The organism is Polaromonas sp., assembly GCF_030689685.1.
GTDB lineage: Bacteria > Pseudomonadota > Gammaproteobacteria > Burkholderiales > Burkholderiaceae_C > Polaromonas.
The window spans coordinates 16006-34130 of sequence record NZ_JAUYEY010000012.1; the positions used below are offsets into that span (position 1 = coordinate 16006).

Annotated in this window: 16 protein-coding genes; 4 read left to right on the plus strand and 12 right to left on the minus strand. The window is 62.4% G+C overall.

From position 1 onward, the window contains the following. Positions 1-101: 101 nt before the first annotated feature. A complete protein-coding gene (locus Q8O29_RS03425) occupies positions 102-986 on the minus strand; it encodes an alpha/beta hydrolase (RefSeq protein ID WP_305560661.1) in 885 nt (294 codons plus the stop codon). Positions 987-1107: 121 nt separating this feature from the next. Next, positions 1108-2541: a pyruvate kinase gene (pyk, locus tag Q8O29_RS03430; RefSeq protein WP_305560705.1), complete on the minus strand. Its 1434-nt coding sequence runs from the start codon at positions 2539-2541 to the stop codon at positions 1108-1110. 262 nt (positions 2542-2803) lie between these two features. On the opposite strand from pyk, the gene Q8O29_RS03435 reads away from it, so the two are divergent. Next, positions 2804-3919 carry a fatty acid desaturase gene (locus Q8O29_RS03435; protein WP_371134140.1) on the plus strand — a complete coding sequence of 372 codons (1116 nt, stop codon included), beginning with the start codon at positions 2804-2806 and terminating at the stop codon, positions 3917-3919. A gap of 19 nt (positions 3920-3938) precedes the next feature. Here the strand turns inward: Q8O29_RS03435 and Q8O29_RS03440 are convergent, their stop codons facing one another. From Q8O29_RS03440 to def, 6 genes are all read right to left on the minus strand, one after another. Then, complete coding sequence (locus tag Q8O29_RS03440; RefSeq protein WP_305560663.1) at positions 3939-4424, minus strand: hemerythrin domain-containing protein; 486 nt, start codon at positions 4422-4424, stop codon at positions 3939-3941. 172 nt (positions 4425-4596) lie between these two features. Continuing rightward, complete coding sequence (locus Q8O29_RS03445) at positions 4597-5784, minus strand: phosphoglycerate kinase (protein WP_305560664.1); 1188 nt, start codon at positions 5782-5784, stop codon at positions 4597-4599. 80 nt (positions 5785-5864) lie between these two features. Then, on the minus strand, positions 5865-6194 hold the full coding sequence (locus Q8O29_RS03450) for an AzlD domain-containing protein (RefSeq protein WP_305560665.1): 330 nt from the start codon (positions 6192-6194) through the stop codon (positions 5865-5867). Continuing rightward, positions 6191-6940: an AzlC family ABC transporter permease gene (locus Q8O29_RS03455; protein ID WP_371134141.1), complete on the minus strand. Its 750-nt coding sequence runs from the start codon at positions 6938-6940 to the stop codon at positions 6191-6193. Before Q8O29_RS03455 ends, Q8O29_RS03450 begins: the two co-directional genes overlap by 4 nt. A gap of 5 nt (positions 6941-6945) precedes the next feature. Then, positions 6946-7908 (minus strand): methionyl-tRNA formyltransferase, encoded by a 963-nt coding sequence (gene fmt / locus Q8O29_RS03460; protein WP_305560667.1) that lies wholly within the window; start codon positions 7906-7908, stop codon positions 6946-6948. A 236-nt stretch (positions 7909-8144) separates the two neighbouring features. Next, the gene (gene def / locus Q8O29_RS03465) at positions 8145-8642 is read right to left on the minus strand and encodes a peptide deformylase (RefSeq protein WP_305560668.1); all 498 of its coding nucleotides are present in this window, start codon (positions 8640-8642) and stop codon (positions 8145-8147) included. A gap of 224 nt (positions 8643-8866) precedes the next feature. On the opposite strand from def, the gene Q8O29_RS03470 reads away from it, so the two are divergent. Genes Q8O29_RS03470 through Q8O29_RS03480 form a run of 3 tightly spaced genes read left to right on the plus strand, consistent with a single transcriptional unit; the run spans position 8867 to position 11785 of the window. Next, the gene (locus Q8O29_RS03470; RefSeq protein WP_305560669.1) at positions 8867-10045 is read left to right on the plus strand and encodes a LysM peptidoglycan-binding domain-containing protein; all 1179 of its coding nucleotides are present in this window, start codon (positions 8867-8869) and stop codon (positions 10043-10045) included. A gap of 35 nt (positions 10046-10080) precedes the next feature. Further along, entirely contained in the window at positions 10081-11202 is a 1122-nt protein-coding gene (dprA, locus tag Q8O29_RS03475; RefSeq protein WP_305560670.1) for a DNA-processing protein DprA, read from the plus strand. A 58-nt stretch (positions 11203-11260) separates the two neighbouring features. Next, positions 11261-11785, plus strand: coding sequence for a DUF494 domain-containing protein (locus tag Q8O29_RS03480; RefSeq protein ID WP_305560671.1), 525 nt, complete (start codon positions 11261-11263; stop codon positions 11783-11785). Positions 11786-12047: 262 nt separating this feature from the next. On the opposite strand, the gene Q8O29_RS03485 is transcribed toward Q8O29_RS03480, so the two are convergent. The 4 genes from Q8O29_RS03485 to yajC all read right to left on the minus strand — a co-directional run bounded on the left by Q8O29_RS03485 (position 12048) and on the right by yajC (position 17946). After that, positions 12048-14618, minus strand: a complete 2571-nt coding sequence (locus tag Q8O29_RS03485) for a DUF1631 family protein (protein WP_305560672.1) — start codon at positions 14616-14618, stop codon at positions 12048-12050. Positions 14619-14645: 27 nt separating this feature from the next. After that, the gene (secF, locus tag Q8O29_RS03490; protein WP_305560673.1) at positions 14646-15602 is read right to left on the minus strand and encodes a protein translocase subunit SecF; all 957 of its coding nucleotides are present in this window, start codon (positions 15600-15602) and stop codon (positions 14646-14648) included. Between the two features lie 27 nt (positions 15603-15629). Beyond that, positions 15630-17534, minus strand: coding sequence for a protein translocase subunit SecD (gene secD / locus Q8O29_RS03495; RefSeq protein ID WP_305560674.1), 1905 nt, complete (start codon positions 17532-17534; stop codon positions 15630-15632). 79 nt (positions 17535-17613) lie between these two features. After that, on the minus strand, positions 17614-17946 hold the full coding sequence (gene yajC / locus Q8O29_RS03500) for a preprotein translocase subunit YajC (protein WP_305560675.1): 333 nt from the start codon (positions 17944-17946) through the stop codon (positions 17614-17616). Between the last annotated feature and the right edge of the window lie 179 nt (positions 17947-18125).

Below are 18125 nucleotides of genomic sequence, written 5' to 3' on the forward strand. Positions count from 1 at the left end.
ACAAGTTGCAGGTAACCCGGAGGTAACCGGAGGGTGACTCCCCCCATTTTACCCGCAGGGTGTGGGCACACCGTGCATCGCCTGCAGAAGCCCGCGCGCGTTCAAGCCCTTGGCTGGGCGATGAAACGCGTGATGTCGTCGAGCACCGGCGCCAGGCCACGCAGCGGCGTGGCCAGCGCGGCCACCAGCGTGACGTGGCTGACCCGGTCGTACATCTGCAAGTCCACCGGCACGCCAGCGGCTTTGAGACGGCGGGCCAGGGCTTCAGAGTTGCGCACCGGGTTGACCGTGGTATCGCCGCGCGCGGCCAACAGCAGTGCCGGCGGCGAATTTTTCGAGGCATGCACCAACGGCTGCGAATCGTCGGGCGTGCCCGGCCACTCGAAGGCGACCTGCACGTCGCGGTTGCCTATGGGCAAAAAGTCATAGGGTCCGGCCAGGCCGATCCAGCCGGCCAGTTGGGCGGGCTGGAGCCCTGCGCCGGTGAGCCAGCGCGCGTCCAACGCCAGCATCGCAGCGTTGTAGGCGCCGGCGCTGTGGCCCATGACAAACACCTGGCGCGGGCCGGCCCCAAGTTCGCCCAGATGGTCAAAAGTCCAACGCATCGCTTGCGCACTGTCCTGCAGGAACACCGGGTATTTCACCTGGGGGCTGAGCCGGTAGTCGGCCACCACCACCGCAATATCGCGGGAAGCCAGCGCCTCGCCGACAAAGCGATAACTGGCACGGTCACCCGTGGTCCAGCTACCGCTGTAAAAAAACACCACGACCGGACCGGGCGTGCGCCGCACCAGTGGCAAATACATATCGAGGCGCTGGCGCGCATCCGGGCCATAAGCCACATCGGTGCGCAGCTTGTAGCTGTCGCTGGGCACCAGGGCATTGAGCGCGCCCGATGCCGAGCAGCCGGAAAGCGCCACCAGGCCAAGCACCGACGCCAGACCGAGCCAGCCACGACGCGAAAGAAGGGGGTTTCGGAGAGTCATCTTCTGACTACGCCGCACGGGCGCCGTCAGATTCAAAATCGCCGACCTTCTGGTTTTGTACAACAGCTATGTTTTTGATAGCTGACTATGCCCACTGGATATGGGCTGAAGCCCAGTTTGATCACTCAACCCGGCAGATCTTGAGCATGTTGGTGCCGCCCGGTGCACCCATGGGTTCACCGCAGGTGATGGCGTAAATGTCACCGCTGGCGACAATGCCGCGCTCTTTCAGGTGCGCCTCGGCATCGCCCAGCGCCGTGTCGCGTTCGACGCTCTGGTCCATCAGCAAGGGGCGCACATTGCGGTACAGCGCCATCTTGCGCTGGGTCGCCAGTTTGGGGGTCAGGGCGTAGATCGGAATGTGGATGCGATGTCGGCTCATCCACAACGCGGTCGAACCAGAATCGGTCAGCGCCACGATGGCCTTGCAGCCCAGGTGGTAGGCCGTGAACAGCGCGCCCATGGCAATCGACTGGTCGATGCGTGCGAAGGTCATGCCGGTAAAGTCGGCGTCGAGTTTGACGTCCTCGGCCTTCTCGGCTTCGGCGCAGATGTTGGCCATCTCGATGATGGTCTCCAGCGGGTAACGACCGGCGGCGGTTTCGGCCGAGGTCATCACCGCATCGGTGCCGTCGAGCACGGCATTGGCCACGTCGCTGACCTCGGCACGTGTGGGCACCGGGTTGGTGATCATGGACTCCATCATGTGGGTCGCGGTGATGACCACCTTGTCGAGCTCGCGCGCCATGCGGATCATGCGTTTTTGCAGCGCCGGCACCGCAGCATTGCCAACCTCGATGGCCAGGTCGCCGCGCGCAACCATGATGCCGTCGCTGGCACGGCAAATGGATTCCAGGTTCGGAATCGCCTCGGCACGCTCGATCTTGGCGATCAGCCCCGGCTTGTGGCGGTACTCGGCGCCGGCCACGTTACAGAGCTGGCGCGCCATCTCCATGTCGCTGGCGTTCTGCGGAAAACTCACCGCCACATAGTCGGCCTGGAAACTCATCGCGGTGCGAATGTCTTCCATGTCCTTGGCCGTCAGCGCGGGCGCCGTCAGGCCGCCGCCCTGCTTGTTGATGCCCTTGTTGTTGGACAGAACGCCGCCTATCTTCACGGTCGCGTGCACCTGCTCGCCACGCACCGCGTCCACCGTCATGACGATCAGACCGTCGTTGAGCAGCAGGGTGTCGCCGGCTTTCACGTCGCGCGGCAGCTCCTTGTAATCGAGGCCCACGCCGTTGATGTCGCCCGGCTCGGTGCGGGAGGCGTCCAGCACAAACTTCATGCCGGTTTCAAGCTGCACCTTGCCTTCGGCAAACTTGCCGACGCGGATTTTCGGCCCCTGCAGGTCGGCCATGATGGCGACCTCGCGCCCAGCGCGTGTGGCCGCCTCGCGCACCAGCTTGGCACGGTCGATGTGGTCTTGCGCCGTGCCGTGGCTGAAGTTGAGCCGCACGCAATTGACACCAGCGCGGATCATTTGCTCAAGCAGGGCCGGGTCGCTGGACGCGGGGCCCAGCGTGGCAACAATTTTGGTTCCGCGGCGCTGCATGTTCATGGCTGTCTCCTGTAATTTAGTTTCTGATTTTCACACGAAAAGGTTACATGCCGGTTACCAACGCCCTCTGTGCGACCGGGGTATGGCCCAGCCGGCGCGCGGAACGGCATGGTACAAACTTTGTCGCACTCCCTGAATGTGTATTGATCCTGGTCAGAGCCCGCTGCCGGCGCGGCCCGCAGAATCAAATAGCCACCCACGCGGCGCCCCTGCGGCGCCCGCGAGGCAATGTATTAACCCGCCGCAAGTTTTGTCCATGACACCCCTGCCTGAAACCACAGTACACCCATTGACCCTTCCACCTCCGCTGGCGGCAGACACGCCCTTGCCGCACCGCAAGGTCATCCGTGGCTGGCTGTTGCCGCTGGGCCAGCGCAGCACTTGGCGTGCGCTGGCGCTGCTGGCTGTTGATTTCAGTCTGCTGGCCCTGCTGATCGCCGGGGTGGTGCTGTTTGATTCGGTCTGGGCCATGGCGGCCTGCGGGCTGGCCGCCGGTTTTGTCATCGGCCGGCTGTTTGTGATCGGTCACGACGGCTGCCACCAGAGCCTGACGCCTTCGCGCAAGCTCAACCGCTGGCTGGCGCGCATCGCATTTTTGCCTTCGCTGACCGCCTACAGCCTCTGGGATGTGGGCCACAACGTGGTGCACCACGGCTTCACCAACCTCAAGGGCGTGGATTTTGTGTGGGCGCCGCTGACGCAGCAGGAATTCGCCGCACTGTCGCCACCGGGCCGACTGATGCAGCGCATTTACCGCAGTGGCTGGGGGCCGGGTCTGTATTACATGGTCGAGATCTGGTGGAAAAAGATGATGTTTCCGCGCCAGGGCAGTCTGAGCAACACGCGCCGCGCCGTTTTCACCTGGGACTGCCTGCTGGTCAGCTTTTTTGCCGTGCTGTGGATCGGCGGCCTGGTGGGGGCCGCACTGGCCACGCAGCAATCGGTGGCCTGGCTGCTGGCCCTGGGCTTTGCCCTGCCGCTGTTTTTCTGGTTCAACATGATGGGCTTTGTCATCTACGGCCACCACACCCATGTGAAGGTGTCCTGGCACGATGATCGCGCCGCCTGGCAGCGCGCCCAGCCCTTTGTCTCGACCACGGTGCACCTGACCTTTCCGCTGCAGATAGGCGCCATGCTACACCACATCATGGAGCACACCGCCCACCACGTGGACATGAGCATCCCGCTGTACAAACTCAAGGAAGCGCAGAAGATGCTGGAAGACTTGTTGCCAGGCCGCATCGTGATCCAGCGTTTTTCCTGGCGCTGGTACTTCGAGACCGCGCGCGCTTGCAAGCTGTATGACTTCACGCGCAACTGCTGGACCGACTTTGCGGGCCGGCCCACCAGCGCACTGCGCCCGGCGCAGTGAGGACCCGCGCCTCCTGACCTCAGGCCGGCAGTGCGTCTGAACAGGCGGCGCTACCGCAGCCTTCGACGAGGCCGGCAGGCAGGTCCTCAGGACGGTTCACCACACCGGTGAGCGGGTCGTAGCCGGCGCGGCGCAAGTGCAGCGCCAGCGCCGCGTCCATGCTCTGCGCATGCTGCGGAAACCACAGCGCCAGTTCACTGGCCATGGCACGCAGGGCGCCCAGCTTGCCATCGGCGGCCTGCGCAGCGCCTTCGCGCATCACCTGCAGCACCACCTTGTGCTGCATGCTGTGACAGTTGGTCGAGGCGAAACGGGTCGCCAGCATCCAGCGGTCTTCCTGTCCGAAATGCGCGTCGGTGTGGGTGATCAGGTCCTGCCAGGCGGCGGCCAGACAGTCGTCGCCAGCGCCCTGGGCCTGGGCAAGCAGGTCGACAAACTCCCGGTGGGTATCGTCCATGAGGGGCAGGTCGAGCGACAGGGCGTCAGACCATTCGAGGTGGGCCATGCAGGTTCTCCAAAAGTGCTTCTGGAGCTTATCGACCCGCGCGGCGCGGCGCTTTGATCCAGATCATGGCCGTATGCCGTGTCGTCCGGCGAGCGCATACAAAAAGTGCTGCCAGCCCAATGCGAACGGGAACGAACAGCTATCAAATCAGGAGCGTCGCGGGTCCCTGGTCTTAGGCACGCCGCTGCAAAATCTCGAACGCCGGCAGGGTTTTACCCTCCAGCACTTCCAGAAAAGCGCCGCCGCCAGTGGAGATGTAACCCACATCTTTCTCGATGCCGTATTTGGCAATCGCGGCCAGCGTGTCGCCGCCGCCAGCGATGCTGAAGGCGCTGCTGGCGGCAATCGCTTCGGCGATGGTTTTTGTACCGCCTTCAAAGGCCGCAAATTCGAACACGCCGACCGGCCCGTTCCAGACGATGGTGCCAGCAGCCATCAACTGGTCAGCCAGTTGTTTCGCGGTCTGCGGGCCGATGTCGAGTATTAGGTCATCGTCCGCCACATCAGCAGCAGACTTGACGGTGGCTGTGGCGTCGGCGCTGAAGGACTTGGCAGTCACCACATCGGTGGGAATCGGCACTTCGGCGCCGCGCGCCTTCATCGCTGCCATCACCGCACGGGCTTCGTCGAGCAGCTCACGCTCGGCCAGGCTTTTGCCAATCGGCAATCCGCTGGCCAGCATGAAGGTGTTGGCAATACCGCCCCCCACAATCAGCTGGTCCACCTTGCCGGCCAGCGCCTCCAAAATGGTGAGCTTGGTCGAGACCTTGCTGCCGGCCACGATGGCCACCAGCGGGCGTTTTGGGTTGGCCAGCGCTTTGGAGATTGCGTCCATTTCTGCCGCCAGCAGCGGGCCGGCGCAGGCGGTTGTGGCGAACTGTGCGATGCCGTAGGTCGAGGCCTCGGCGCGGTGTGCGGTGCCGAAAGCGTCATGCACAAAGATGTCGCAGAGTGCGGCCATCTTGCGGGCCAGTGCTTCGTCGTTTTTCTTTTCGCCCTTGTTGACCCGGCAGTTCTCCAGCAGCACCAGCTCACCGGGCTGGACATTGACACCATCGACCCAGCCGGACTTCAGCGGCACCTCGCGCTGCATCAGCTCGCCCAGGCGTTTTGCCACCGGCGCCAGCGAGTCTTCGGGCTTGAACACGCCTTCGGTCGGCCGGCCCAGATGCGAGGTCACCATCACCGCCGCACCGGCGTCCAGGGCCATTTGTATGCAGGGGATCGAGGCGCGGATGCGGGTGTCTTCAGTGATCTTGCCGGCATCGTCCTGCGGCACGTTCAGGTCGGCGCGGATGAACACGCGCCGGCCTTGGACCAGGCCCTGGGCGCAGAGATCGGAAAAGCGGATGAATTTCATGGCAAGCTCGCAAAGAGAGAGTGGAAAGTGATCGGTGCTGTGAAAATAATTGTAGAAGCAGACCGCAAGCCTGCCGTCCTTTACCAGCCGAGTCCGACATGCAAGGGCAGGTAGACCGCCATGCCGGCCAGGATCGTGCCCAACACGCTTTTGCGCCAGAAAAACCAGCCGGCACCCGCCAGCGCAGCAAACACGCGCGCGTCCTGCCAGGTGCTGATCAGCGCGCCCTGGGTCATCACGATCTCCGGGATGATGACCGCCGACAGGGCCGCAATCGGTGCGTAGTGCAGGCCGCGCTGCGCCCAGTCCGGCAAGGACCAGGGTTTGCTTGAGATAAAAAAGAATGAGCGCGTCACCACAGACACCAGCGCCAGGCCAACAATGGTCAGCACGGTCCATCCGTCCGTCATGCTGCGGCCCCCGGTTTGGACCGCGGTGTCGGCGGTGTTGCCGGCTTTTCCAGCAGCAGGCAAACAGCCACCGCCGCCGCAATGGCCACCAGAATATTAAGCTTGAACGGCAGCGCGAAAGCCGCCACGGCCACCGCGCCCGCCACACCGGCAGACACAACGCGCAAGCGGGTGGAGGTCAAGGAGCACGCGATGCCCAGCAGCGCCAGGATGCCGGCAAACCCCAAGCCCCACGCGCCCGGAATGAAATTGGCCAGAGCCATGCCCAGCAGGCTGAAACTCACCCAGTTGCACCAGCCGAGGCCGCAATTGCCCGCCAGGTACGCCTGTTGCGCCAGGCGCTGAGCCGGGTCGTCGCTGGGGTCGGGAAAACGGCGGGTGAATAACACATAGGTCAGATCCGCAGTCAGAAAACCGGTGAGCATGCGCTCCCAGCGGGGCAAATGCATCATGTAAACACGCAGGTGCGCGCTGAACACAACAAACCGCAGGTTCACGCAACCAGCGGTGGCGAGGATCACCCACATTGGCGCGCCCGCCGCCAGCAGCGGAATGGCGGCCAGCTGCGCGCTGCCGGCGTACACCAACACCGTCATCAAGATGACTTCCAGCACGCTCATGCCGGACTTGGCCATGGCCACGCCGGTCATCAGGCCCCAGGCGGCGATGCCCGGCGCCACGGCCAACATGTCGCGGGCACCTTGACGAAATTCAGGATGGCGGTAATGGGCAGGACGCAGAAACACCGGGCTTACTTTCCGAAAGCCATGCCGGGCTTCAAGTCAAACCCGCGCAGAAAATCAGCCACGCCCAGGCGCTTGCCGCCAGCGCGCTGGAGTTCGGTCAGGCGCAGCACACCCTGGCCGCAGGCCACCCGCACTCCGGCCTCATCGGCAGACAAAATGGTCCCGCCGTCCTGGCCGGGCTGCTCCGGGCTGCCGCCGGTGTCAAACTTCCAGAGCTTGATGATTTCGCCGCCGAAAGTGGTGTAGGCGCCGGGGAAGGGGTCAAAGGCCCGGATGCGCCGACCTATCACTTCGGCGGGCTGGCGCCAGTCAATCAGCGCCTCCGATTTTTCTATCTTGTGCGCATAGCTGATGCCCTGCTCTGGTTGCGGAACGGGTTTAAGCCCGCCGCAAGCTGCCAGCTCCAGCGCCTCGACCATCAAACGCCCACCCAAGGTGGCGAGTTTGTCGTGCAGTGAGCCGGTAGTGTCCGTAGCGGCAATCGCGAGTTTTTCAACCAGCAGCATGTCGCCAGTGTCCAGGTCGGCATCCATCTGCATCAGCGTGATGCCGGTCTCGCTATCGCCGGCCGCGATGGCGCGGTGAATCGGCGCCGCGCCGCGCCAGCGCGGCAACAGCGAAGCGTGAATGTTGAAGCAGCCCAGTCTGGGCAGATCCAGCACCCATTGCGGCAGGATCAGGCCATAGGCTGCCACAACCATGGCGTCGGCCTGCGCGGCCAGAATCGCAGCCCGTGCGGCAGCCGCATCTTCCGGGGTTTTGCCGTCGAGCCGCAGGCTGCGCGGCTGGACCAGGGACAGGTTGTTTTCCAGCGCAAACTGCTTGACGGCCGAGGCCTGCAACTTCATGCCGCGGCCGGCCGGGCGGTCCGGCTGTGTCAGCACCAGGGGGATGTCAAAACCGGCGGCGTGGAGTTGCGCCAGCGCCACGCGGGCGAATTCAGGGGTACCGGCAAAAATAATGCGCATCTGGCATTTTCGCCGACGGTTGAAGGTGAACGCGGCGTCAAGGAAATTTTCATTCGCCAAGATTTCGCAGCCGGACCGCAGGCGCGGCGAGCGACCGTGGGGGCTCTTCCTTCAAGCAGGGGCGGCAGAACCGGCTTTGCCGGGCCGCAGGTTTGAACAGGCGCCAGAAGCGAAGCCTCCGACGAGCGGCGGCCTGCAAGGTGCAGAGAGCGACACGCAGTGGGCGAACGTGGGGGCTACTTCTGTTGCTTGATCATCTTGGTCTTGATGCGGTTGCGCTTGAGCGGCGACAGATATTCGACAAAGACCTTGCCCATCAGGTGGTCCATCTCATGCTGCACACACACGGCCAGCAGCCCTTCGGCGCTGTGGGTTTGCTGCTTGCCGTCCAGGTCCAGCGCCTGGACCTTGATGGCGCTGGCCCGCTCCACGCCGTCATAGACGCCGGGCACCGACAGACAGCCTTCGTCATTGATCTGGGTCTCGGGACTGGACCAGACAAGCTCGGGGTTGATCAGCACCAGCGGCTGGTCACGGCTTTCGCTGACATCAATGACAACGACGCGTTCATGAACATTGACCTGGCTGGCGGCCAGGCCTATGCCCTCGGCCGCGTACATGGTTTCCAGCAGGTCGTCCACCAGGACACGGATGTGCGCGTCCACGGCAGGCACCGGCTTGGCCACGGTATGCAGGCGCGGATCGGGGTAGCGAAGAATGGTCAGTTGGGTCATGGTCGCAAGCAATCAGATGTCGCTATTTTCGCTAATTTTCGCTAATTTTCAGCACTCGGGTCGTTGCGAAACCGCATATTCGTTGCCTAATCAAAGGCTTAAGTACAAAATCGCTAGTGATTTATCAAGTTACAAACGCGGCATCCGGCCCCTTCACCACAGGCCATGCCAGCCCCAAGGGCCTCAAGATGCAAACTATGTCTGGTCGTTTCAGTCAAATTTCAATGGCGGCAGCCCTGCTGGTGGGCACGGCAGGTTTGCATGCCCAGAATTTCCCGATCACGCCCGGCCAGCGGGCCACGGCCCATCAGGTCGCCCAGACCGGCGTGCCGCTGGTCGACCTGGTGCCCAATGCACCGGACGAATACACCGTCAAACGCGGTGACACCCTGTGGGCCATCTCCGGCATGTTCCTTAAAAGCCCGTGGCGCTGGCCCGAACTCTGGGGCATGAACCTGGAAGACATCCGCAACCCGCACCGCATTTACCCCGGCCAGCAGCTTTATCTGGACAAGGCCAACGGCCGCGCGACCCTGCGCACCCGCCGAGGGGCCGACGGCGCTCCAGGCGGCACGGTGCGGGTATCGCCACGCACACGTTATGAGTCGCTGGCTGACGCTGCGGTTCCCACCCTGTCGCCGCAGGCCATCGAGCCCTTTCTTTCCGAAGCGCTGATTGTTGATGAGGCAACTTTTGCCCTGGCACCGCGCATCGTGGCCACCCAGGAGGGCCGCGTCTTGCTCAGCCGAGGCGACCGCGCCTATGCCCGTGGCGCCTACAGCAGCAGGGAAGGCGGCAAACCCCTGAGCACCGCCAAAGGCGAACCGGTGGACTACCGCGTTTTCCGCAATGCCACGCCCTTGAAAGACCCGAGCACCGGTGAAATTCTTGGCTACGAGGCCCAGTTTGTTGGCAAGGCTGAGTTGATCCGCGGCGAAACGACGGCCGACCTCACCGGCAAGGACGGCAAGGTATCGACGGAGGTTGTGCCGGCGACCATCGACATCGTCGTAGCCAAAGAAGAAATGCGTGTCGGCGACCGACTGGTTGCGGAGCCTCCCCGCGAACTGCTGAGTTACGTGCCGCGCGCGCCGACCACGCAGATCGACGGACAAATTGTGTCGATTTATGGCAGCGCCGTGCGTTTTGCCGCCGGCAACCAGGTGGTCGTGCTCAATCGCGGTGCCCGAGACGGTCTGGAGCGTGGCCATGTGATGGCGCTTCAGCAAAGTGGTGCCCGGGTGCCCGACCGTACCGACTCAGCCCGAAGCCAGATCAGACTGCCGAACGAGCGCAATGGCTTGCTGATCGTTTTTCGCACCTTTGAAAAACTGTCTTATGCCCTGGTCTTGCAGGTCAGCGACGGCGCCAAAGTGGGTGACCGCTTCGTCAATCCGAACTAAAACAAGCCGACCTCGACAACGCCCAGCGACCCGCCATGGAAGCCGCTGAACTTGGCGCCTGGTTGCGCCTGACGCTGACGCCCGGACTGGGCAACACCGCGTCGCGCAAGCTGCTGGCGGCTTTTGGGTCAGCACAGGCCATTTTTGAGCAATCCGCCAGCACCCTGCGTCAGCTAGGCTCCGACAAACTGGCGGATGCCCTGCAGACTGTGCCTGACACTTTGGGCGCCCAGTTGCAGGCCACCTTAGAGTGGTTGCAGGCGGGCGACAACCGGCAGGTGGTCACGCTGGGGGATTCCTGCTACCCCGCAGCACTGCTCGACATCGAAGACCCGCCTTCCATGCTTTATATGCTTGGAGCCCTTGGTACACAAGCGCAAGCTGCTATTAAAAACAGAGCGCTTTGTTTGGCCATGGTGGGCAGCCGCAACCCGACGCCGCAAGGCGAGAGCAATGCACGGCAATTTGCCAAAGTGTTCGGCGCGGCCGATCTGTGCGTGGTGTCCGGCCTGGCGCTGGGCGTGGACGGGGCGGCCCACGACGGCGCCTTGCTGGGCGGTGGAACAACGATTGCGGTCGTCGGCACTGGCGTGGACCGGGTGTACCCGAAAAAGCATCGGGACCTGGCACACCGGATTGCACAGGGCGGATTGATCATCAGCGAGTTTCCACTGGGCACGCCACCGCTGACCGCAAACTTTCCCAAGCGCAATCGCCTTATTTCCGGCTTGTCGCAGGGAACGCTGGTGGTCGAGGCGGCGCTGAAATCCGGCTCACTGATCACCGCGCGGCTGGCCGCCGAACAGGGCAAGGATGTGTTTGCGATTCCGGGTTCCATCCACTCCCCGCAGTCGCGCGGCTGCCACGCGCTGATCAAGCAGGGGGCCAAGCTGGTCGAGTCGGCGCAGGACGTTCTGGAAGAACTCCGTCTGCCCTATCCGGCGACCACAGCGAACGCCAGCCCTGACAGCGATGACGAACCGGAGGAAGCGCCGCTGCTGTCCGCCATGGGTTTCGAGCCTGTCAGCCTGGACGCGCTGCAGGCACGCACCGGGCTGCCCACGTCCGAATTGCAAGGCCAGTTGCTGGAACTGGAACTGGCCGATGTGATCACGCGCTTGCCCGGAGGCCTGTTTCAGCGGATCTCCCTGGGCTGAGTCCGGCAGGCACTGCCAGACCTGCGGGGGCGGCGCCCAACTGCGTTATATTGGACGCATGTTTGAAGTGCTGGTGTATGTTTACGAAAATTATTGGCAGGGCGACGCCTGCCCCGAGTTGCACCAACTGAGCCGCAAACTGACGGCGGTCGGCTTTGAAGCCGAAGAGATTCAGGCAGCTCTGGTCTGGCTCAATGGCCTGAACATTGCCGCCCAGAACACCCAGATTGGCCTGCCGGAGACCGCTTGCGTGGCCGGCAGCCAGCTCGTGAAGACCACCATCGCCGCAACAGGATTTCAGCCCCAGTCCGCTGCCAGCCTGCGCGTGTACTCGGTGGCCGAGCAGGAACACCTGGGCGCGCAAGCCCTGGGTTTCGTGAGTTTCCTGGAATCCTCGGGCGTGTTGCCGCCGCACATGCGGGAAATTGTCATGGACCGCGCCATGGCCGCGCCGGGCGACCCGCTCGCGCTGGACGACCTCAAAGTCATTGTGCTGATGGTCTACTGGAGCTTTGGCGAAGAGCCCGATGCCCTGGTGCTCGACGAACTCTGCGATGACGCGGAGTTTCGTGTAGCGCATTGATTAAAGCCCCCACGTTCGCTCACTGCGTGTAGCCGGAAGAAGCTTGCCTTCGCCAAGCGCTTGACGGGCGGTCTCTTCACCAGCCGGGGCCGCGGATCTGGCTTCGCCAGTCCGCAGGCGCAGCGGCCCCCTCGGGGCTGGTGCCTGCGGCTCCGAACCTGCTTGAGCAGGTTTGGACAGGCATCAGAAGCGAAGCCTCTGGCGAGCGGCGGCCTGCAAGGTGCAGGGAGCTACACGCAGTGAGCGACCGTGGGGGCTATATTCAGCCTAACAAGCGCTCGGGATTGGCATCCAGTTTGGCCAGTGCATCGCGCGTCGCACGCACGGTCAGCGCTTCGTCTTCGGTCGGCACCAACAGGCCGGCCTGCAAATAAGCCGCCAGCCGGCGCGCCTGGATCAGGAAGTTGCGGCCGTCGGCGGACGCAAACAAATGCAACTGCTTGCGGTCACTGCGCCAGGCGAACTGCACATGGCTGACCTGGCCATTGTGGTCCAGACTGAACCAGGCCCCGACTTGAAGCTCCTGCGCCCAGGCGCGCATGGCCTCGCTGGGCCGGCTGCCACCATCGGCAATGACCGCAAGGCCGGAGGCATCGATGCCAATCATCATGACCAGGTTTTCAGTGTCCAGCGGCAGGTCGCCCACATCCTCGTCCGACAGATAGTCTTCCAGGTTGGCCAGCCGCTTGGCCATCTCGTCGATACGCTCGAGTGAGATGGCATCGGTTTTGGACATGAAGGCGTCAGCCAGCGTCTCGCTGATGATTTTGAGGTGCTGGTCCTGCACTAGCGTCGCCATGCCCAGCATGGACATGCCCTGTCGCAGCAATTGAAGCAACTTGGGCAAATCGGCAATCACGCGCGCCCGGTCATTGCGGTTCGGCTTTGCGCTGGCAGCCCAGACCAGATCGGCCGCAGCCTGCTTGAGCGTGATCGTGTCATTGTGCTGGGGGCCATTTTTCATGGCGGCAATGGCCAGCGTTTCAGCCCATATCTTGAACAGGAATTCTCGAATTTCTTCGCGCACCGGCATGTCATTGAGCATGTTACGCATCTCAATGGTGTACTGGATGGCCATGGTCTCTTTTTGCTCTAGCTGCTGGGCCACCGTGACCACACGCGCGGCACTGCCCTGCTCGGAAAGAAACTTTGACAGGAATTTCTGGAATTCGTCGTAGACCAGTTGAAACACACGCCGGCCGGTCTCGGGATACTGTTCGATCACCTGCACCACACGTTTGACTTCGATTTCAAGCGCGCTGCCCGACACCGTCGCGTCAAAGCCCAGGACGCAGGAGCCCATGCGGTCAATCAGGCGGCGTGCCGGGTGCTGCAGGGAGCCAAAAAATTCGGGCTCGGAAATCGCCACGCGCAGCACCGGCATCTGCAGCCGGGCAAACCACACCCGGACTGCGGGCGGAATCCGGTCTTCCGCCAAAATGCTCTGAAACATCAACGCCACGATTTCGATGGTGGCTTTTTCGCTCGATGTGGATGCCGCCTGTTTGAGCACGCTGGTGTGCTGGCGCAAGGCACCCGCTGCCTGCTCGACCTGCGCCACACCATAAATCTGGTCCGGCGCATCGACCATGGTGCCTTCGTAACTGTTGCCACCGCCGGACGACGTCCTGGCCAGGGCTTGGGCCAATTGCGGCGAGGGCTGCTGGGCACGGGTCTGGTCGAACTCGACGGCATGGTCGGACAACAGCCGCTTGAGGTGACCCATGACGCCCTGCGCCCGCATTCGCGCCCGCGCCAGCGGCGAGGTGCCGGTTTGCATACGGGTTTCATCCTGGATGTCGCGCCTGCCCGCAGCCTTTTCCGAGCTTGTCCCCTCGCGACCAGCCTTGGAACCACTACCACTACCACTACCACTACCACTACCACTACCAACGCCTGTGGACCCACGTCCAGGCCGTTCGGCGGAGTCGGCGCCGAAATTGCTCGCGCCACCTCCCCCGCCCGCACGCCCGGCGCCAGCCCCATTTGTTGGAGCAGATACAGAATCACTCGCTGCATCCCAGCCGGTTTCAAGCTCGCCCCGCTGTCCGCCGGAGCCACCTGGCCCACCGTATCCGGGGCTGTCATCGGGATGTCGGCCGGGAGCCGAGGGCGTGGAGGTCCGCTCGCCCGACGCCATGCCCGCAGGCCTGGACAGCTTGGCCGCAGGCGCATTCGGAACCGCAGAAGGTGTGCGTTTGACCAGTGCCCGGCGGTCAATGTCCACCATGACGTTTTCCTTGATCAGGAATTCGTTGGCGGCTCGGTAGGCCTCCAGCAGATGTGCGGTCAGGCGTTGCTGGATCAGGTCCTGCACCGTGAGCCACAGCTCCCGCGACAGGGGGGCCAGCGTCCATTGTTCGACCAGGTTTTGCGACAGGACTTCGGGCCGCAAAATGTCTTCCTTGGCCAGTTCGAGAACCCCCTCCAGCCCCTGAATGCGCAGTCGCAGATCGTTGAGCTCCCAACTGGCGCTGTCCAGAAGACGCAGGGCCAGCCGCGAGGCGAGGATCTTGTTCTCCATCACCTCATTGCCCATCAACTCGAATTTTCCGCTGTCCAGCGGCATGGAGGCAGTAGCCACTGGTGCAACCAGCGCTTTCTTCCAGGCCGCCATTGTGGCGTCAACCCAGATGGTTTCGTTTTCCTGGAACGACATCCAGCCGTCGCGGCGGTCTTGCATCTCGCGGGCGTTTCCGGCCACATCCATCGCCGCGGACAAGCGGGCCTTGATGTCTGCGGCCAGCGTCGGCATCACACCTGCGGCACAGGCAACAAACTGCTCACGCGCCTGGCGAGCCAGACGAAGATCCTCTTTGTTGTTTGTAGCCACAGCCGTGTCAGTTGTAAAACAGGCTGATTACACCGTCGCTCCGGCATTGGGATCGTTCGGGTTGTCGTCCTTTTTCCCCGCAGCAGGCTTGACCAGGTCTTCCCGCTTGATGCCCAGCCACATGGCGATGGCCGCAGCCACAAACACCGAAGAATAAATACCAAACAAAATACCGATGGTCAGCGCCAGCGCAAAATAAAACAGCGTCGGTCCACCGAATAGCAGCATCGACAGCACCATGATCTGGGTGGAGCCATGCGTGATGATGGTGCGACTGATGGTCGACGTGATCGCGTTGTCGATGATCTCGGTGGTGTCCATCTTGCGGTAACGACGGAAGTTTTCGCGGATGCGGTCAAAAATCACCACGGACTCATTGACCGAATAACCAAGAACCGCCAGCACCGCCGCCAGCACCGAAAGCGAAAACTCCCACTGGAAGAATGCAAAAAAGCCCAGGATGATGACAATGTCATGCAAGTTGGCAATGATGGCGGATACGGCATACTTCCACTCGAAGCGAAAAGCCAGGTAAATCATGATGCCGACCACCACCATGGCCAGCGCCTTCAGACCATCCTGGGCCAGTTCTTCCCCGACCTGCGGACCCACAAATTCCGTGCGGCGCAGCACGATCTGCGGGTCCCCGGCCTTCAGGGCCTCCATCACCTTGTCACTTTGTTGCGCGGTTGTCACGCCTTTTTGCGCCGGCAGGCGAATCATCACGTCACGCGCTGTGCCGAAATTTTGCACCTGAACATCTGTGAAACCGAGGCCGGCCACGGTGCTGCGGACCTTTTCAACATCGGCGGGCTGCGAGTAGCTGACTTCCATCACCGTGCCACCGGTGAACTCCACCGAAAGATGCAGGCCGCGCGAGAACAGAAAAAACACCGCCAAGGCAAAGGTGGTGAATGAAATCACGTTGAAGATCAGGGCATGCCGCATGAACGGGATGTCCTTGCGGATCTTGAAAAATTCCATGGCGTCCTCTCCTTCTTGTTCTGTTGTCTAGCTCGCTGATGACGCCGATTTGCCGGACTTGGCAGGAACACCCGCGCTGCCGGCCGGCCGCCACACCGTTCCAATGGACACGGATTTGAGCTTCTTTTGCCGACCGTACCAGAGATTGACCAGCCCGCGCGAGAAAAACACCGCCGAGAACATGCTGGTCAGGATGCCGATCACATGCACCACCGCAAACCCGCGCACCGGCCCCGAGCCAAAGGCCAGCAAAGCCAGGCCGGCAATCAGCGTCGTGATGTTGGAGTCAAGAATGGTGGCCCAGGCGCGTTCATAACCGGTATGAATGGCGGCCTGCGCCGACGCGCCGTTGCGCAACTCTTCGCGCACCCGCTCGTTGATCAACACGTTGGAGTCGATCGCCATGCCCAGGGCCAGCGCCATGGCGGCCATGCCCGGCAAGGTCAGCGTTGCCTGCAACATGGACAAAATCGCAACCAGCAACAACAGGTTCACCGCCAGGGCCAGGCCCGAAAACAGCCCGAACAACATGTAATACGCGCACATGAAGGCCACGATCACCAGGAAACCCCAGGTCACGCTGTTGAAACCCTTGGCAATATTCTCTGCGCCCAGGCTGGGGCCGATGGTGCGCTCCTCGATGATTTCCATAGGGGCGGCGAGCGAACCGGCGCGCAGCAACAGTGCCAGGTCATTGGCTTCAACCACGCTCATGGAACCAGAAATCTGGAAGCGGTTACCCAACTCGCTCTGAATGACCGGTGCCGTCAGCACCTCGCCCTTGCCTTTTTCAAACAGCACAATGGCCATGCGTTTTTTTACGTTTTCGCGGCTGGTGTCGCGCATGATGCGGCCACCTTTGGCATCCACCGTGAGGTCCACCTTGGGCTGCTGACTTTGTGAGTCAAAGCCGGGCTGAGCGTCGGTCAGGCTCTCACCGGTGATGATCACCTGCTTTTTGACGATCACGGCCCGGCCATCACGCTCAAGAAAACGCTCCGAACCGAAAGGCACGGTCCCGGAACCCAGCTCGGCGGCGCGGCCTTCGCTGCTTTCATCGACCAAGCGCATTTCCAGTGTGGCCGTGCGGCCCAAGATGTCCTTGGCCTTGGCCGTGTCCTGCACACCAGGTAGCTGCACCACGATGCGGTCCAGGCCCTGCTGCTGGATCACCGGTTCTGCCACACCCAATTCGTTGATGCGGTTGTGCAAGGTGACCATGTTCTGCTTGAGCGCCTGCTCCTGCACCAAACGGGCCGCCTCCGGCTTGATACGCGCAACCACCTTGTACTCCGCGCCGTCCGGTGTATCGACCGATTGCAGATCGGGAAACTGGTCCAGGAGAATCCGCTTGGCGGCCTCCAACGTGGCCGTATCGCGGAGTTTGACCTCGATGGTCTGGCCATTGCGGTTGATACCGCCGTGCCGGATGTTCTTCTCACGCAACACCAGGCGCAAATCGCCAGCCAGCGATTCCGCTTTTTTGGTCAACGCGGCCTGCATGTCCACCTGCAGCATGAAATGCACGCCGCCGCGCAAGTCCAGCCCCAGGTACATCGGACGGGAATTGAGCGCGGTCAGCCAGGCGGGCGAACGCGATAACAAATTGAGGGCCACGATGTAGGAAGGCGAAGCCGGGTCGGGAGACAGCGCCCTTTCAATGGCGTCCTTGGCCTTGAGCTGCGTGTCGGTGTCACCAAAACGGGCCTTGACCGAGGTGGCGTCAAAAGTCACCGCATCGGGGGGGATGCCAGCGTCCTTCAAGGCCTGCTCCACGCGCGCGACGGTGCTGCTGTCGATCTTCACGCCGGGTTTGGCGCTGGACACCTGCACGGCAGGCGCCTCGCCAAAAAAATTCGGCAGCGTGTACAAAGCGGCAATCAACAAGGCGACGACGATGATCGCGTACTTCCAGACCGGATAACGATTCATGAGCGTGCTGTTCCTGGGAAACGAAGGGACTGGAGGGTCGGCGCCTGCCCACCCTGAAAAAACGTTTTCTGTCTTCTGCTTACTTGATGCTGCCCTTGGGCAGAATCTGGACGATGGCGCTGCGCTGCAACTGGATTTCAACGCCAGTAGCGACTTCTACACCCAGATATGCATCGCCCATCTTGGTGACCTTGCCAAGCAGGCCGCCGGCCGTCACCACTTCGTCGCCCTTGGCCAGTGCATCAATCATGGCGCGATGCTCCTTCTGTTTTTTCATCTGCGGGCGGATCATCACGAAATACAGCACTACAAACATCAGCACCAGCGGCAGCATGCTGGTCAGAGAAGACATCATGCCGCCCTCAGCAGCTACGGCAGGGGCGGTTTGGGCAAACGCGGAAGAAATAAACACGGCAAACTCCACAACAATAATCGGGCACCCCAGGTCACACCACGGGACGCAGAGAGCCTGATTGTATGCGGCCGGCCGCAGGTAAAAAGTTGTAACCCGCGTGAAGAGGGGGACTCTATGAGCGGCGTCAGGCTGCGCCGGCAAAAACCAGCGCTTTTTGGCTCAAGCCCCAGCGATGG

Excerpts from the sequence above, each read along its gene's own strand:
- Q8O29_RS03425 (WP_305560661.1), bottom strand. The coding sequence starts at position 986 with ATGACTCTCCGAAACCCCCTTCTTTCGCGTCGTGGCTGGCTCGGTCTG.
- pyk (WP_305560705.1), bottom strand. The coding sequence starts at position 2,541 with ATGCAGCGCCGCGGAACCAAAATTGTTGCCACGCTGGGCCCCGCGTCC.
- Q8O29_RS03435 (WP_371134140.1), top strand. The coding sequence starts at position 2,804 with ATGACACCCCTGCCTGAAACCACAGTACACCCATTGACCCTTCCACCT.
- Q8O29_RS03440 (WP_305560663.1), bottom strand. The coding sequence starts at position 4,424 with ATGGCCCACCTCGAATGGTCTGACGCCCTGTCGCTCGACCTGCCCCTC.
- Q8O29_RS03445 (WP_305560664.1), bottom strand. The coding sequence starts at position 5,784 with ATGAAATTCATCCGCTTTTCCGATCTCTGCGCCCAGGGCCTGGTCCAA.
- Q8O29_RS03450 (WP_305560665.1), bottom strand. The coding sequence starts at position 6,194 with ATGACGGACGGATGGACCGTGCTGACCATTGTTGGCCTGGCGCTGGTG.
- fmt (WP_305560667.1), bottom strand. The coding sequence starts at position 7,908 with ATGCGCATTATTTTTGCCGGTACCCCTGAATTCGCCCGCGTGGCGCTG.
- def (WP_305560668.1), bottom strand. The coding sequence starts at position 8,642 with ATGACCCAACTGACCATTCTTCGCTACCCCGATCCGCGCCTGCATACC.
- Q8O29_RS03470 (WP_305560669.1), top strand. The coding sequence starts at position 8,867 with ATGGCGGCAGCCCTGCTGGTGGGCACGGCAGGTTTGCATGCCCAGAAT.
- dprA (WP_305560670.1), top strand. The coding sequence starts at position 10,081 with ATGGAAGCCGCTGAACTTGGCGCCTGGTTGCGCCTGACGCTGACGCCC.
- Q8O29_RS03480 (WP_305560671.1), top strand. The coding sequence starts at position 11,261 with ATGTTTGAAGTGCTGGTGTATGTTTACGAAAATTATTGGCAGGGCGAC.
- secF (WP_305560673.1), bottom strand. The coding sequence starts at position 15,602 with ATGGAATTTTTCAAGATCCGCAAGGACATCCCGTTCATGCGGCATGCC.
- secD (WP_305560674.1), bottom strand. The coding sequence starts at position 17,534 with ATGAATCGTTATCCGGTCTGGAAGTACGCGATCATCGTCGTCGCCTTG.